Raw genomic sequence first — 12,094 nt, forward strand, 5'->3', positions numbered from 1 at the left:
GATTACTTCCCTTCGAACTCCGGCTCGTGGTCACCCATGAACGCGGTGACCCCTTCCATCAGATCGTCGGTCGTCAGCAGGTGGCCGAACGCCGACGCCTCGTACTCGAGGCCAGCGTCGATGTCGGTCCGTCCCGCGAGCATCGCGCGTTTGGTGAATTTCTGGGCGATCGGCGGACCCGCGGCGAGGTCCGACGCGAGATCGAGGGTCCGCTCCTCGAGCTCGTCGTTATCCACGACTTCGTTGACGAACCCGTACTGTGCCATCGTCTCGGCGTCGTACCGATCGGCGGTGAGGATGATCTCCTTCGCTCTCCCCTCGCCAACGATCCGGCTGAGCCGCTGGGTTCCACCCCAGCCAGGGAGGAGCCCGAGATCGAGTTCCGGCTGACCGAACTCGGATCGCTCGCTCGCGACGCGGAGGTCTGTACAGGTCGCCAGTTCCATCCCGCCGCCGAGGCAGTAGCCATCGATACCGGCGACGACGGGCATCTCGGAGGCCTCGAGTTCGCCGAACGTCGACTGGCCGTTCCGGGAGAGCTCCTGGCCTTCGATCGGGTCGGTACCGGAGCCGGCCATGCTCTGGACGTCCGCTCCAGCGGAGAACGCCTTCTCACCCGCACCCGTGATCGCGATGGCCCGGACGTCGTCGTCGGCTTCGAGCGTCGAGATCGCCGCCGAGAGCTCCTCGAGCAGTTCCCCGCTGATCGTGTTCATCCGATGAGGCCGGTCGATAACGACGTGAGCGACCATCTCGCCGGGGTACTCGATGCGGATCGCTTCGAAGTCGGTCGACTCCGCATCGTCGACGTCGTAGAATCCGCCCTCCTCGGCGCGTTCTGCCAGGTAGTTCGCCGGCGCGTACCGCTCGTGTCCGGTTGCCTCGTAGGCTTCCTCGAGGGTCCGGTGGAGCTCCTCGACGCCGTACTCGTCGACGAGTTTGACGGGGCCGTCGGGGAAGCCAGCGCCGAGCTGGGTGGCCTCGTCGATCGATTCGGGCGGTGCGACGTCGCCGCCGATCAGCTTGGCGGTCTCGTTCGCCATCGTCGCCAGCAGGCGCGCCTCGACGAGGTCGGACTGTTCGTCGGAGGGGATCTGGGCACCCTCGCCGTCCTCGTAGTCGTAGAATCCCGTGCCGGTCTTCTTGCCGAGTTCCTCGTTTTCGACTTTCTCCTCGAGCAACGCCGCGGGCTCGTAGGCCTCGCCGAGTACCTCGTGCATGTACTCTAAGACGTGGTAGCTGACGTCGTTGCCGACCTGATCACCGAGTTCGAACGCCCCCATCGGAAGCCCCAACCCGTACTTGGTCGTCGAATCGACCGTCTCGATCGTCGCTTCCTCCTGGTCGACCAGCCAGCAGGCCTCGTTCATAAGCGGGACGAGGATGCGGTTGACGATGAAGCCGGGAGAGTCCTTGTGGACGCGAACCGGCGTCTTCCCGAACTCTTCGGCGAGCGCTTCGGTAAGGTCGAGCGTCTCTTCGGCCGTCTGTGCACCCGAGATGACTTCGACGAGTTGCATCCGGACCGGCGGGTTGAAAAAGTGCATCCCGCAGAACCGCTCGGGGCGTTCCGTGACCTCGGCAAGTTCCGAAACCGAGAGACTCGAGGTGTTCGTCGCGAAGATCGCGTGGTCGGGCGCGACCGACTCGAGTTCCTCGTAAACGTCCTTTTTGATCTCCATCTGTTCGGGAACGGCCTCGATGACGAAGTCCGCGTCCGCGACGGCCTCCTCCATGTCGACGAGTGGCGTAACTCGATCGAGGGCGGCGTCGGCTTCTTCCTGGGTGAGCCGATCCTTTTCGGCGAGTTTGGAAAGCGACCACTCGATCTGCTCGTAGCCGTTCTGGACGAACTCGTCTTTGATGTCGCGCATGTTCACGTCGTAGCCGGCCATCGCGGCGACTTCCGCGATTCCGTGGCCCATGTTCCCGGCACCGAGAACTGCGACGGTGTTGATATCTTCTAACTCCATGGGTGAATATGCAATGGGGAGCCGTTTGAACGTTTCCCTCTCTTATTGTAAAAACTACAATTACGTTCATATCTGGTTACAAAGGTCTTTATCGAGCGATCGATAACGATCGACTATGGAGTTCGGCCTCACCGACGAACAACGACAGATCCGCGAGGAAGTCACGCGGTTCGCCGAAAACGAGATCGTCCCCGTCGCCGAGGAACACGACGTCGAGGAGAGCTACCCCCACGACGTCGTCGACGCGGCCGCCGAGATGGGGCTGACCGGCGCGTACATCCCGATGGAGTACGGCGGTGCCGGCTACTCGATTCTCGATACGGCGATCATCACGGAGGAACTGTTCGCGTACGACCCAGGCATCGCTCTCTGTATCGTCTCGACGTCGTTTGGCTGCGAGGCGATCATGAACTTCGGCACCGAAGACCAGAAAGAACGATTCTTAGAGCCGGTCGCACTGGGCGAGAAGATCTCCGGCGCGGCGATCTCCGAACCGGATACGGGATCGGACGTCTCGTCGGTCTCGACGCGCGCCGAAAAAGACGGCGACGAGTGGGTAATAAACGGGAACAAGATGTGGATCACCAACGGCACCGTCGGTGACTTCTTCGTGGTCCTCTGTGAGACCAATCCCGACGCCGAGGGCCGGTACAACGGCTTCAGCCAGATCGTCGTCGAGTCGGACCGCGACGGCTTCTCCGCCGAGAAGATCACCGGCAAACTCGGCATTCGTGCATCCGACACCGCCGAACTCGTCTTCGACGACGTCCGCGTCCCCGAGGAGAACCTGATCGGCACGAAAGACGCCGCGTTCATGCAACAGATGCAGTTCTTCGACGAGACTCGAACCGCCGTCGCCGCCCAGGGCGTCGGCATCGCCAAAGGGGCCACGCGGGCCGCCCTCGAGTACGCCCAGGACCGCGAGCAGTTCGGGCAGTCGATCTCGGAGTTTCAGGCGATCCAGCACAAACTCGCCGAGATGGCGACGAACACCGAAGCCGCCCGCAACCTGACGTACAAGGCGGCCTGGAACGTCGACCAGGGCGAGGACATCACGAAACTCGCCTCGATGGCCAAGGAGTACGCCTCCCGGATCGCCGTCGACGTCGCCGACGAAGCCGTCCAGATCCACGGCGGTGCCGGCTACGTCAACGACTTCCCCGTCGAACGGTTCTACCGCGACGCGAAGATCACCCAGATCTACGAGGGAACCTCCGAGATCCAGAAGAACATCATCGCCCGCGAGATGCTTGGAAAAGGGTTCTAAGCCGGCTTTCAGTGCGTTACCTCCCGTTTTCCTGTGTTCGACTGGTGTCGAGACGTTAGTTGCTCCGACCGGGTAAATAAACGATATTTTACATTTACTCACTTCGGGAAGCTATCCGCTGTCGGTCACGAGGCAGTGGAATGGCGTCTCGAGTTCAGACAGATCGACAATTTGACGTCGGTCACGACGATCGGTGCGTATACGCTCGAGTGCCATGGGAGCCCAACAGACCGAAACCCGTGACTCGTCGATTCCGTGGCACTCCAGTGCGCTGTACGTCATCCTCTCGAGTTCGCTGATGGGCGTGATGGGCGTTTCACTCGTCAGCCCGGTGTTGCCCTCGTTGCGGCCGGCGTTCGGCGTCTCAGATGCGCAGATCGGGCTGGTCATCACGGCTTACACGCTTCCCGGAATCTTTTTGACGCCGTTCGTCGGGCTCGTCGCCGATCGGATCGGTCGGCGACGCGTCATCGTTCCGCTCCTGTTTACCTTTGGAATCGGTGGTGCAGGCATCGCGTTCGCGACCAGCTTTACCGAACTGCTCGCGTTGCGGTTCGTCCAGGGAGTCGGTGCCAGCGCACTCGTCACGCTCGCAGTCACGCTGATCGGCGACTTCTACGACGGGCCACGCCAAAACGCCGTGATGGGGATCAACTCGAGTATGCTCGGGACCGGTGCGGCCGCGTATCCGTTGATCGGTGGCGCACTCGCTGGAATTCGCTGGAACGCGCCGTTTCTCTTCTTCGGGGTTGGGATACTCGTCGGCGTGTTCGCGGCGATTGCGCTCCCCGAACCGGAGAGTACTCACTCGAGCGACGTCAGAACCTACGTCGGTCGACTGCGGGACGTCGTCGTCCATCCGCAGGCGCTGGCGATCTTTGCCGCGATTTTCGCCATCTTCTTCGTCTTCTACGGTGCGATCCAGACGGCACTCCCGTTGCTTCTCAGCGACGAGTTCGCGCTCAGTTCCGGTGAAATCGGACTGACGCTGGCGATGGTCTCCGTCGCTGGCGCGGTTGTCTCTTCACAGTACGGCCGTATCTCGAACTGGCGGAGCGCGCCCGAACTGATCGCGCTGGGATTCGTCGCCTACGGTGTCAGCCTGCTCGGCGTCTGGATCGCACCGTCTCCCCTGTTCGTCGGTGCGGCGCTTTTGGCGTTCGGGGTGGGTTTTGGCATCGTCATGCCCTCCGTCGATACGACTATCGTCCAGTTCGTCTCCGATCGGCTCCGGGCGGGAATGATGGGGATGCGGACGAGCGTGCTTCGCCTCGGGCAGACGCTCGGTCCAGTCTCGTTTACGTACCTCGCAGAGACTGCGTTTGACTCCCCTATCGACGGATATCGGTGGCTCGTCCTCGGGTTCGGCGTGGTGATCCTCCTTTCCGGTCTGCTGGTCTATCCGCTCCTCCGCAGGTAGAACCTGTCTCGCGCCCATATCATATATCGCAATTACTATTGGTTTGTAGCACCCTCACCGTAGATATGACCGTCGAACGGCTCCAGAACACGAAGCCGACGGTAGAACGATGGAACGAGGTGTTCGAGGCGCTGTCGGCCGAACCGAGGAGACAACTTCTGATGACGCTACTCAACGCGCCGGCCGGTCGGCGCGTGTTACTTCCCGACGCGGCCGTCGGCCCCGCCGAGTCAGTGGACCTGTCCGAACGTCGACTCGAGCTCGCTCACCGACACCTTCCGTTGCTGTCACAACGTGGGTTCGTCGACTGGGCAACGGATCCGTTCTGTGCCCAGCGCGGCGAACGGTTCGACGAAGTCGCGGCGGTCGTCGGGATCGTACACGCAAACGACGAGGATCTTCCGCCCCACCTCGTCGACGGCTATCGGCGACTCGAGGACGAACGCGACGAGTGATACGGTCTGTCGTCAGTCAGTATCGCCTCACCCCGAAAACGGGGCCCGGGTGCGGCGGTGAACAGGGACAGCAATCCGTAGCGGATCGCGCCAGCATCGACGCGTGGTCCGCTACAGCAACAGCGAGACCACCGCCAGGGCGAGAAACAGCAACACGAGCCACTTGGCTATCGACATCGTCAATCCGGCGACGCCGGTTGCACCGAGTGCTCCCGCGACGATTGCGATGACGAAAAACAGCAGTGCAAGTTCGAGCATACTCCGTCGGACGGGCCGAACACGGGAAGGGGTTCGGCCGGAACATGCCGACACCGAATACGGACCCGGACAGCCACACGCCTACTCGTTGAGATGTGAGCGATACCCCTTCGGCTCGAAGCCTCGCCGACAGATCACCCGCTTTCGGCCGACGGTGATCGCGCTGATCTGGTCGTCGTCTTCCATACGCGAAACGACTTTCTCGAGGTGGTCCGTCGACCAGCCGGTTTCCTCGCGGACGGTCGACTGGTCGACTCGACCGCCGCGTTTGACGAGGAGTCGGAGCACCTTGTCCTCGTCCGGAAGTTCGCGCTCGTCGACGCCGTACTCGATTTCCTCGGCGTAGCTGAGCGTTTCGTCGTCCGCATCGTTCTCCATCTGTTCCGCTGTGGGTTCGGTACTGGATCCATCCGCGGTCGTCTCCCCGGTCGATGAACTCGCCCAGAGAGACGAGAGACGGGCCCAAAGTGTGCTGAAGACCATGTATTGATCACCTTACTGAAACGATTCCTGTGGGGACGCAGTTACCTCCACCTTCAGTACTATCATTTATATTTGTGCCGCTGGCATTCGACTCACGGATTCGCTGACGCCGTCGCCCCGGAAGGGCGGCCGCCTTGCGAGGTGCAAGTTGATTATCCATCACAGATGGTATACGTTCACATTGCCCATAATTCGGCTACAGGTGACTGCGAACCCGTCTGACGATCCCGTCGACGTCGTACTCGTCCTCCGCGACGTCGAAGACTCGTTTGTCGTCGACGCGGACGACGAAGACCCCATCGCGTCCCGTCGAGAGCGTGACCGAATCCAGCCGTTCACCGAACGTCGTCAAGAGCACGTGCTGGACGTCTTCCGCGCGCGAGAGATGACCACAGGGAACGCAGTACTCGACGTCGACCGTCGTCATGTTCGACAGTTCGACCGGGACCCACATAGCACTCCGGGTCGAAACGGCACTGTCTGTCGGACGCTGTTTCGACACACCCGTACGCAGCCCCCGACCGTGTCTCTGTCCGGTGTCCCGTCCTCCCGAGAACGCAGGCTGTTCCGGTCACTGAAAACCGCACACGACAGTCCGACGAGGACGCAACGACGTGTGGCCGCACTAGTCCGACACGTCCGCCCTGACGGATCCCCTCATCTCGGTGTACGCCTCCGCGAGCGACTCGAGGATCTCGTGGTGGTTCGTCGAGTGGGGAGGTGCCAGTGGCGAAATGCTGATTCGCCCCTCTGCGACCGCGCGACGATCCGTCCCCGGTGGATCGGGAATGACCTCGGGGTCCATCGAATCCCAGATGTGGTCCGTGAGGTGAATCGTCTCACCATCGCGTTCGGCGTCCATCTCGTAGCGTTTCGACGGGTGTGTAATCTCGACCGGGGCGGGATCCCCCCCGGCGACCGGGACGTTGACGTTCAGGTAGCCTGCGTGCTCGAAGACGCCCGCCTCGAGTGCGTTCTCCGCGAGAAACGTGGTCACTCGCGTCGCCTCGGCGTACTCCTCCTGTCCGAGGTCGGCCTCGTAGACCGGCCCTCGTTCGATCGGGACGTACATTGACGTGGCGATCGCGGGGACGTCGAAAAACGCCGCCTCGACCGCCGCGCCGATCGTTCCGGATCGACCGAGCACGTACTCGCCGAGGTTCGCCCCTCGGTTACAGCCTGCAACGACGAGATCCGGAACGGGCCCCAGTTCGGCAAGTCCGGCGACGACGCAGTCGGCCGGCGTTCCATCCACCGCGTAGCCGAGTTCGTGTTCGACGACATCGACTTCGTGTGAGAGCGACCGTCCCGTAGCACTCTGGTCCTCGAGGGGTGCGACGACCGTCACGTCCGCGACCTCGGCGAGGCTGTTGGAGACCGCGCGGATGCCTGCCGAATCGATACCATCGTCGTTCGTCACGAGCACCTCGAGTGTATCGCCCATATATTGCAGGTCGAAGGCCGAGACGAAAAGCGCACTGCTCGGAACGACGGCGATACGGTGGCGCTCCAAGAATCCGAGCCGATCGGTTAAGCGATCCGATCGACGACCGTCTCCTCGTCGACGACCAGGTTGTACGCCCCTTCGTCGTCGTTCCAGAGCGCGAGTGCGCCCTCGAGCGAACAGAGTTCGCCGTACTCCGCCTCGAGCAACGGCCGGTTGAGCGCCGTCTCGGCGGTGAGCACCGCGTAGTGGTCGATCGATTCGCTTCCGTCGCTTATCTTGAACAGCGGGTTGGCGTTCGGGTCGTCGCTCAACGAGTGGCTGAGCTTCGCCGCGACGAGATCGATCCGGTTGGTGACGTGGCGATCCATCTCGGCCATCTTCGCCCAGTCGCCCGTCTCGAGGGAGAGATCGATCCGCCGGCTCCCGTCCCGGCGCAACAGCGAGTAGGAGTACTGAACGTCGACGTTGACGAACTCGCCCGGCGCGTGTTCGTCGTCGTCCGCAGGCGTCGCCTCGTCGAGACGCCGTTGAAACGACGGTACCTCGAGATCCGGGCCGACGTCGAACGACCAGCCGCGATCCGTCGGCCGCTCGCCGGGCCAGAGACGGACCGTCGGACTGTAGACGGTTACCCTGTCGCCGCCCGCGGACCCGTTACCCGGGCCAGTCCAGAGCTGCTCGTCCTCGAGTTCGCGTTCGACCTCCCGAAGCTGGATGCTGGTGTGTTTGTCCGCCGGTGCCATCGCGAGCACCGTCCCGTCGGGCGCGAGCGTCTCGAGGTACGATCGGAGGACTGCGACGGGCTCCTCGAGTTCGCTCAAGACGTTACACGCGAGCACGAGGTCGAAGCCACCGTCGGGTGCCGTCGGGTCGACCATGTCGCCCTCGGCGACGGCCGCCGGATCGAACGCCTCGGCGGTTGTCCGGTGGATCGTCGTGTGGACGTTTCGATCGGTTTCGGCGAGCAGTTCCGACAGCACGTCCGCGGCCGCGCTCGGCTCGATGGCGTGGTACTCACAGAGCGCATCGTCGGGCAGGTACTCGAAGAGTCCGAGCGCGGGACCGCCGACGCCGGCACCGACGTCGAGGACCCGAAGGCGCTGGCCCAGCAGACCGCGCTCCGCGAGGTCGTCGAGGGCGTACTGAACCGCGGCGTAGTACCCCGGCAGGTGGTAGATCGCGTACCCCGCGGCGACGTCGTCGTCGTACTCGACCGGACGCCCCTCGAGGTAGTCCGCCTTGAACCGCCGGATCGTCGACCGCAACAGGTCGCCGCTCCCGCCGTCGTACCAGCGCGGGCCGTAGCGGTCGGCAAGCAGGTCCTCGAGTCGCCGTTCGTAGTCGGCGGGGAACGCCCGGATCGCCCTCTCGAGCGGGGCGACCGGCTCGTCGTCGACGGGGACGAACGTCCCGTCATCACGTTCGATCAACTCGAGGTCGACTGCCTCCTCGCGGAGCGTCTGGCGGACGACCGCTGGATGGGGGTTCCCCTCAACGTACTCGCAGATCTCCTCGGGGTCGACCGGCCGAACGTTTCGGAGGTACTTCGCGTTCGATCTGATCGACTCGCGGCGATCGGTCATTCGGTCTCACCGACCGTGGGTTCGTCCGTCGATCCATCCTCGTCGTCCGTCGACCCATCTTCGCCGTCCAGCGGCTCGCCGTCGTGCCAGCGACTCGACGCCTCGCGATACAATACCTCGAGTTCGCCGTGATCGGCCGTCGCGATCTCGGATGCGGCGTCGGCGACCGCGTCGGCACCGTCGAACGTGTACTGGATGTCGGCATACACTCGTGGTGTTCCCGCTGTCACCTGTTGGGCCAGCGCCCGGAGTTGTTCGTAGACCGGCGTTTCGAACCCGTCGGGAACCGACTCGGCAGCCAGCGCGAACGAGAGCACTGCGGCGTGTGCCGACGCCTGAACCGTCTCCATCGCCTCGTCGTGTTCGGTCGCCGTCGTCTCGAGCAGGTCGTTTCCGCGCTCGGCGAGCGCCTCGAGGAGAGTGTCGGTCGTCGGCCCTGACCGATCGCTGACGACGGCGATCGAACCTGGCGCGCGTTCGGGTGCGAAAAGGGGGTGGAGGCTGAGGCGTTCGCTGTCGGGTGCGTGTTCCGCCATCGCCTCGAGTGGCGGTCCCATCACGCCGGAGACGTCGACGAGTGCTCGCTTCGCTCGCGGCGCGTGCTCGGCGACCGCGTCGGCGACGTGAGCCATCGGCACCGCGAGACAGACGACGTCGTATCTCGAATCGCCGTCGAGGTCCGCGACTGTTCCCCCAACTGCGTCGGCGGCCGCGCCAGCCGCATCGGCGTCGACGTCGGCGAACGCGACCGGATCGTCGATCGCACCGCCGAACCACGTCCCCATCGAACCCGCGCCGACGATCAGTACGTCCATCGGCTGTTCGTATCCACCGGCGTCGCAAAAGCAGTTCGGTCGATCGCCCGACGTTTCTCGATCGAACCGATCGACGGCGCTGGCGCTCCGGAATCGTGGCTCTCAGAAAAACGGTCAGCGTAGGCGACTTACTGGTCCTCGAGGGCGTCGGCGATTCGCTTGAGAGCGCGAGTCTGATCGCGCATCTCGTCGCGAAGCTGGCGCACTTCACGGACGAGTTCCTCGTTGCTCTCCTCGCCGCGACCGCCCGGTCCGCCGGGGCCGGCACCGGGGGCGCCACCCGGTCCGCCGCCCATCATGCCACCCATCATCTGGGCGAACGGATTACCGCCCATACCGCCGGGGCCGCCGCCACCGCCGCCGAACGGACTCTCCGGTGGCTCACCTTCGCCTTCGCCCTCCTCCGCACGCTTTTCCCGAATCTCTTCGACTCGCTCGCGGAACGATTTCTCCTCGCCCTCGCTTTCGTCCGTGTCGCCGTTGGAATCGGGTTCGTCCGACATACTCCCGGCTTCTCTACCTGCGGGGAAAAGGGTTGCCATGTCGAACCTCACTCCGCCCCGAAGTGGCGTTCTCGAGCGAACACCGACGGCTTCCCGGCGTTCGGCTAACCACCTATCAGACTCCACTGACCTCCGCTCGTACGATTTACCGTCACGATCTCCAGGCGCCCCCGCCCCAGGAGTTGCCGCTGGGTCGGCACTGACGGGAAGGAAACCGACCGTATCAGGTTGCAACGATTACGCCCGAGAGGGTCTGAAACTTGGACACGAACGCGATCCGAACCGCCGGTCCGTTCGAGGTTCGAACCTAAACCGTCATAACGCTCGAGTCGAACGCATACACGAACGATGAACGAGCCAGGCATCCAGTCGTTGATGGACCAGGCGACCCTCGACCGACGGGTTCGAGACGGACAAACGCCGTCGTGGGTCGCAGACCACTGGCGCTCGTTCGAAGCCGGACTTCTCGGCGATCGAAACGGCTCGCCGTTCCCCTGCTTTTTCGGCGCCGAATCCGTCCAACACGGCGATCCACTCTACACTGCGGTGCCGTCGATGAGCGACCCCGACGCGCTGTTGAGTCTTCGCGACCGCATCCTCGAGTACCTCGACGTCTATCAGGACCACGCCGACAAGGCCTCGCTGGTGACGTTCTTCAAACCCCCCGAGCGACCGCTCTCCGAACGCGAGTATCACGACGCGCTCTGGCACGTCCTGCAGACGTTACATCTCCACGACCCCGAGCCCTGGCCGGCGGACATTCCGACCGACCCCGACGACCCCTACTGGGAGTTCTGTCTCGGCGGCGAACCCATGTTTCCCACGTGTCGCGCTCCGTTCTACGAGAACCGCAAGAGTCGATACTGCCCCATCGCTCTCGAGATCACGTTCCAGCCCCGCGAGCTGTTCGAACGCCTCGACGTGACCGCCGACACCGACGCCGGACAGCGCGCCCGCGGGGTCATCCAGGACCGCCTCGAGGAGTACGACGGCGTCTGCCCCCACGCCGACCTCGGCGACTGGGGTGTCGAGGGCGACCGCGAGTGGCCCCAGTACATGCTCTCGGCGGACGACCAGCAAGCGCCGTCCGAGTGTCCGGTCACGATCACGCGCGAGCATCCGAAACCCGCCGCGAGACTGCCGTAGCCCGCCGCGAGACTGCCGTAGCCCGATCCACTTTCGGTGCTATCCGTCCCGTTCGAACGCCGCCGTCGCCGACTCGACCACGAGATCGGCCTTCTCGGCGTAAGCGAGCGTGTAGTAATCGCGCTCCTCGAGTTCCGAGGGATCGTCGGTGACGGCCGTCTCGCCCTGTTCCATGAACAGCCGACGGCCGTAGGTGACGTCGTAGCCGGCCGCGACGAGGCCTTCGTGGGTGGCTGGGACGTCAGTGACCTTGAAGAGGATCATCCGATCCGGCCCCGCAGGGCTCGCGCCGTCGGCCGCCTCGCGAAGGGAGAGCCCCGCGCCGGCTTCGACCTCGACGCCGAGTGCGGTCGCAAACGCCGTCATCGCGCTCACGCCGGGGACGACCTCGAGGTCGACGTCCGGATGAAACGCCTCGAGCGTCCGCCGGAGGTGGCCGAACGTCGAGTAGACGTTCGGGTCGCCCAGCGTGACGAACGCGACGTCACCCTCCGTCGCCCGCGGGGCGACTTCCGCGGCGGCCGCCTTCCAGGCTTCCCGCAGTTTCTGTTCGTCTTTCGTCATCGGGAAGTCGAGATCGCCGATCTTCGATTCGTCGACGTGCTCGAGGGCGACCGACCGGGAGAGCCGACCCGGGGAGTAGACCACGTCCGCGTGCTCGAGGACGCGTTTGCCACGAACCGTCACGAGATCCGCTTCGCCGGGACCGAGTCCAACGCCGTACAGTGTCATCGGTTTCGCGTT

General features: G+C 64.0%; 13 protein-coding genes. 4 read left to right on the top strand and 9 right to left on the bottom strand.

Features of this window, described 5'->3' with window-relative positions; translation table 11 throughout:
• Window positions 1-2: 2 nt before the first annotated feature.
• Window positions 3-1,973, bottom strand: a complete 1,971-nt coding sequence (locus GRS80_RS06075) for a 3-hydroxyacyl-CoA dehydrogenase/enoyl-CoA hydratase family protein (RefSeq protein ID WP_160046776.1) — start codon at window positions 1,971-1,973, stop codon at window positions 3-5.
• A gap of 115 nt (window positions 1,974-2,088) precedes the next feature.
• Here GRS80_RS06075 and GRS80_RS06080 point away from each other — a divergent pair, with 115 nt between their 5' ends.
• From GRS80_RS06080 to GRS80_RS06090, 3 genes are all read left to right on the top strand, one after another.
• Window positions 2,089-3,240, top strand: coding sequence for an acyl-CoA dehydrogenase family protein (locus GRS80_RS06080; RefSeq protein ID WP_160046777.1), 1,152 nt, complete (start codon window positions 2,089-2,091; stop codon window positions 3,238-3,240).
• Between the two features lie 214 nt (window positions 3,241-3,454).
• Window positions 3,455-4,660, top strand: coding sequence for an MFS transporter (locus GRS80_RS06085; RefSeq protein WP_160046778.1), 1,206 nt, complete (start codon window positions 3,455-3,457; stop codon window positions 4,658-4,660).
• A gap of 65 nt (window positions 4,661-4,725) precedes the next feature.
• Window positions 4,726-5,115, top strand: a complete 390-nt coding sequence (locus GRS80_RS06090) for a hypothetical protein (RefSeq protein WP_160046779.1) — start codon at window positions 4,726-4,728, stop codon at window positions 5,113-5,115.
• A gap of 111 nt (window positions 5,116-5,226) precedes the next feature.
• On the opposite strand, the gene GRS80_RS06095 is transcribed toward GRS80_RS06090, so the two are convergent.
• The 7 genes from GRS80_RS06095 to GRS80_RS06125 form a co-directional block, all read right to left on the bottom strand.
• Window positions 5,227-5,373 (bottom strand): DUF1328 family protein, encoded by a 147-nt coding sequence (locus GRS80_RS06095; protein ID WP_160046780.1) that lies wholly within the window; start codon window positions 5,371-5,373, stop codon window positions 5,227-5,229.
• A gap of 81 nt (window positions 5,374-5,454) precedes the next feature.
• Complete coding sequence (locus GRS80_RS06100; protein ID WP_160046781.1) at window positions 5,455-5,856, bottom strand: hypothetical protein; 402 nt, start codon at window positions 5,854-5,856, stop codon at window positions 5,455-5,457.
• A 196-nt stretch (window positions 5,857-6,052) separates the two neighbouring features.
• Window positions 6,053-6,283 carry an Rdx family protein gene (locus tag GRS80_RS06105; RefSeq protein ID WP_160046782.1) on the bottom strand — a complete coding sequence of 77 codons (231 nt, stop codon included), beginning with the start codon at window positions 6,281-6,283 and terminating at the stop codon, window positions 6,053-6,055.
• 198 nt (window positions 6,284-6,481) lie between these two features.
• Window positions 6,482-7,300, bottom strand: a complete 819-nt coding sequence (surE, locus tag GRS80_RS06110) for a 5'/3'-nucleotidase SurE (RefSeq protein ID WP_160046783.1) — start codon at window positions 7,298-7,300, stop codon at window positions 6,482-6,484.
• A gap of 86 nt (window positions 7,301-7,386) precedes the next feature.
• Window positions 7,387-8,886, bottom strand: a complete 1,500-nt coding sequence (locus GRS80_RS06115; RefSeq protein ID WP_160046784.1) for a class I SAM-dependent methyltransferase — start codon at window positions 8,884-8,886, stop codon at window positions 7,387-7,389.
• Window positions 8,883-9,701 (bottom strand): prephenate dehydrogenase/arogenate dehydrogenase family protein, encoded by an 819-nt coding sequence (locus tag GRS80_RS06120; RefSeq protein WP_160046785.1) that lies wholly within the window; start codon window positions 9,699-9,701, stop codon window positions 8,883-8,885. The genes GRS80_RS06115 and GRS80_RS06120 overlap by 4 nt, the downstream gene beginning before the upstream one ends.
• Window positions 9,702-9,829: 128 nt before the next feature.
• The gene (locus GRS80_RS06125; RefSeq protein ID WP_200840335.1) at window positions 9,830-10,243 is read right to left on the bottom strand and encodes a hypothetical protein; all 414 of its coding nucleotides are present in this window, start codon (window positions 10,241-10,243) and stop codon (window positions 9,830-9,832) included.
• Between the two features lie 309 nt (window positions 10,244-10,552).
• Between GRS80_RS06125 and GRS80_RS06130 the strand changes: the two genes are divergently transcribed.
• A complete protein-coding gene (locus GRS80_RS06130; RefSeq protein WP_160046787.1) occupies window positions 10,553-11,350 on the top strand; it encodes a YqcI/YcgG family protein in 798 nt (265 codons plus the stop codon).
• A gap of 39 nt (window positions 11,351-11,389) precedes the next feature.
• Here the strand turns inward: GRS80_RS06130 and GRS80_RS06135 are convergent, their stop codons facing one another.
• Complete coding sequence (locus GRS80_RS06135) at window positions 11,390-12,082, bottom strand: cobalt-factor II C(20)-methyltransferase (protein WP_160046788.1); 693 nt, start codon at window positions 12,080-12,082, stop codon at window positions 11,390-11,392.
• Window positions 12,083-12,094 lie beyond the last annotated feature (12 nt).

This window comes from Natrialba sp. INN-245 (assembly GCF_009807105.1).
Classification (GTDB): Archaea; Halobacteriota; Halobacteria; order Halobacteriales; family Natrialbaceae; genus Natrarchaeobius; species Natrarchaeobius swarupiae.

Coding starts and splice junctions, on each gene's coding strand:
- GRS80_RS06090 (WP_160046779.1), top strand. CDS start 4,726: ATGACCGTCGAACGGCTCCAGAACACGAAGCCGACGGTAGAACGATGG.
- GRS80_RS06115 (WP_160046784.1), bottom strand. CDS start 8,886: ATGACCGATCGCCGCGAGTCGATCAGATCGAACGCGAAGTACCTCCGA.
- GRS80_RS06075 (WP_160046776.1), bottom strand. CDS start 1,973: ATGGAGTTAGAAGATATCAACACCGTCGCAGTTCTCGGTGCCGGGAAC.
- GRS80_RS06080 (WP_160046777.1), top strand. CDS start 2,089: ATGGAGTTCGGCCTCACCGACGAACAACGACAGATCCGCGAGGAAGTC.
- GRS80_RS06135 (WP_160046788.1), bottom strand. CDS start 12,082: ATGACACTGTACGGCGTTGGACTCGGTCCCGGCGAAGCGGATCTCGTG.
- GRS80_RS06100 (WP_160046781.1), bottom strand. CDS start 5,856: ATGGTCTTCAGCACACTTTGGGCCCGTCTCTCGTCTCTCTGGGCGAGT.
- GRS80_RS06130 (WP_160046787.1), top strand. CDS start 10,553: ATGAACGAGCCAGGCATCCAGTCGTTGATGGACCAGGCGACCCTCGAC.
- GRS80_RS06125 (WP_200840335.1), bottom strand. CDS start 10,243: ATGGCAACCCTTTTCCCCGCAGGTAGAGAAGCCGGGAGTATGTCGGAC.
- GRS80_RS06120 (WP_160046785.1), bottom strand. CDS start 9,701: ATGGACGTACTGATCGTCGGCGCGGGTTCGATGGGGACGTGGTTCGGC.
- GRS80_RS06085 (WP_160046778.1), top strand. CDS start 3,455: ATGGGAGCCCAACAGACCGAAACCCGTGACTCGTCGATTCCGTGGCAC.
- GRS80_RS06095 (WP_160046780.1), bottom strand. CDS start 5,373: ATGCTCGAACTTGCACTGCTGTTTTTCGTCATCGCAATCGTCGCGGGA.
- GRS80_RS06105 (WP_160046782.1), bottom strand. CDS start 6,283: ATGACGACGGTCGACGTCGAGTACTGCGTTCCCTGTGGTCATCTCTCG.
- surE (WP_160046783.1), bottom strand. CDS start 7,300: ATGGGCGATACACTCGAGGTGCTCGTGACGAACGACGATGGTATCGAT.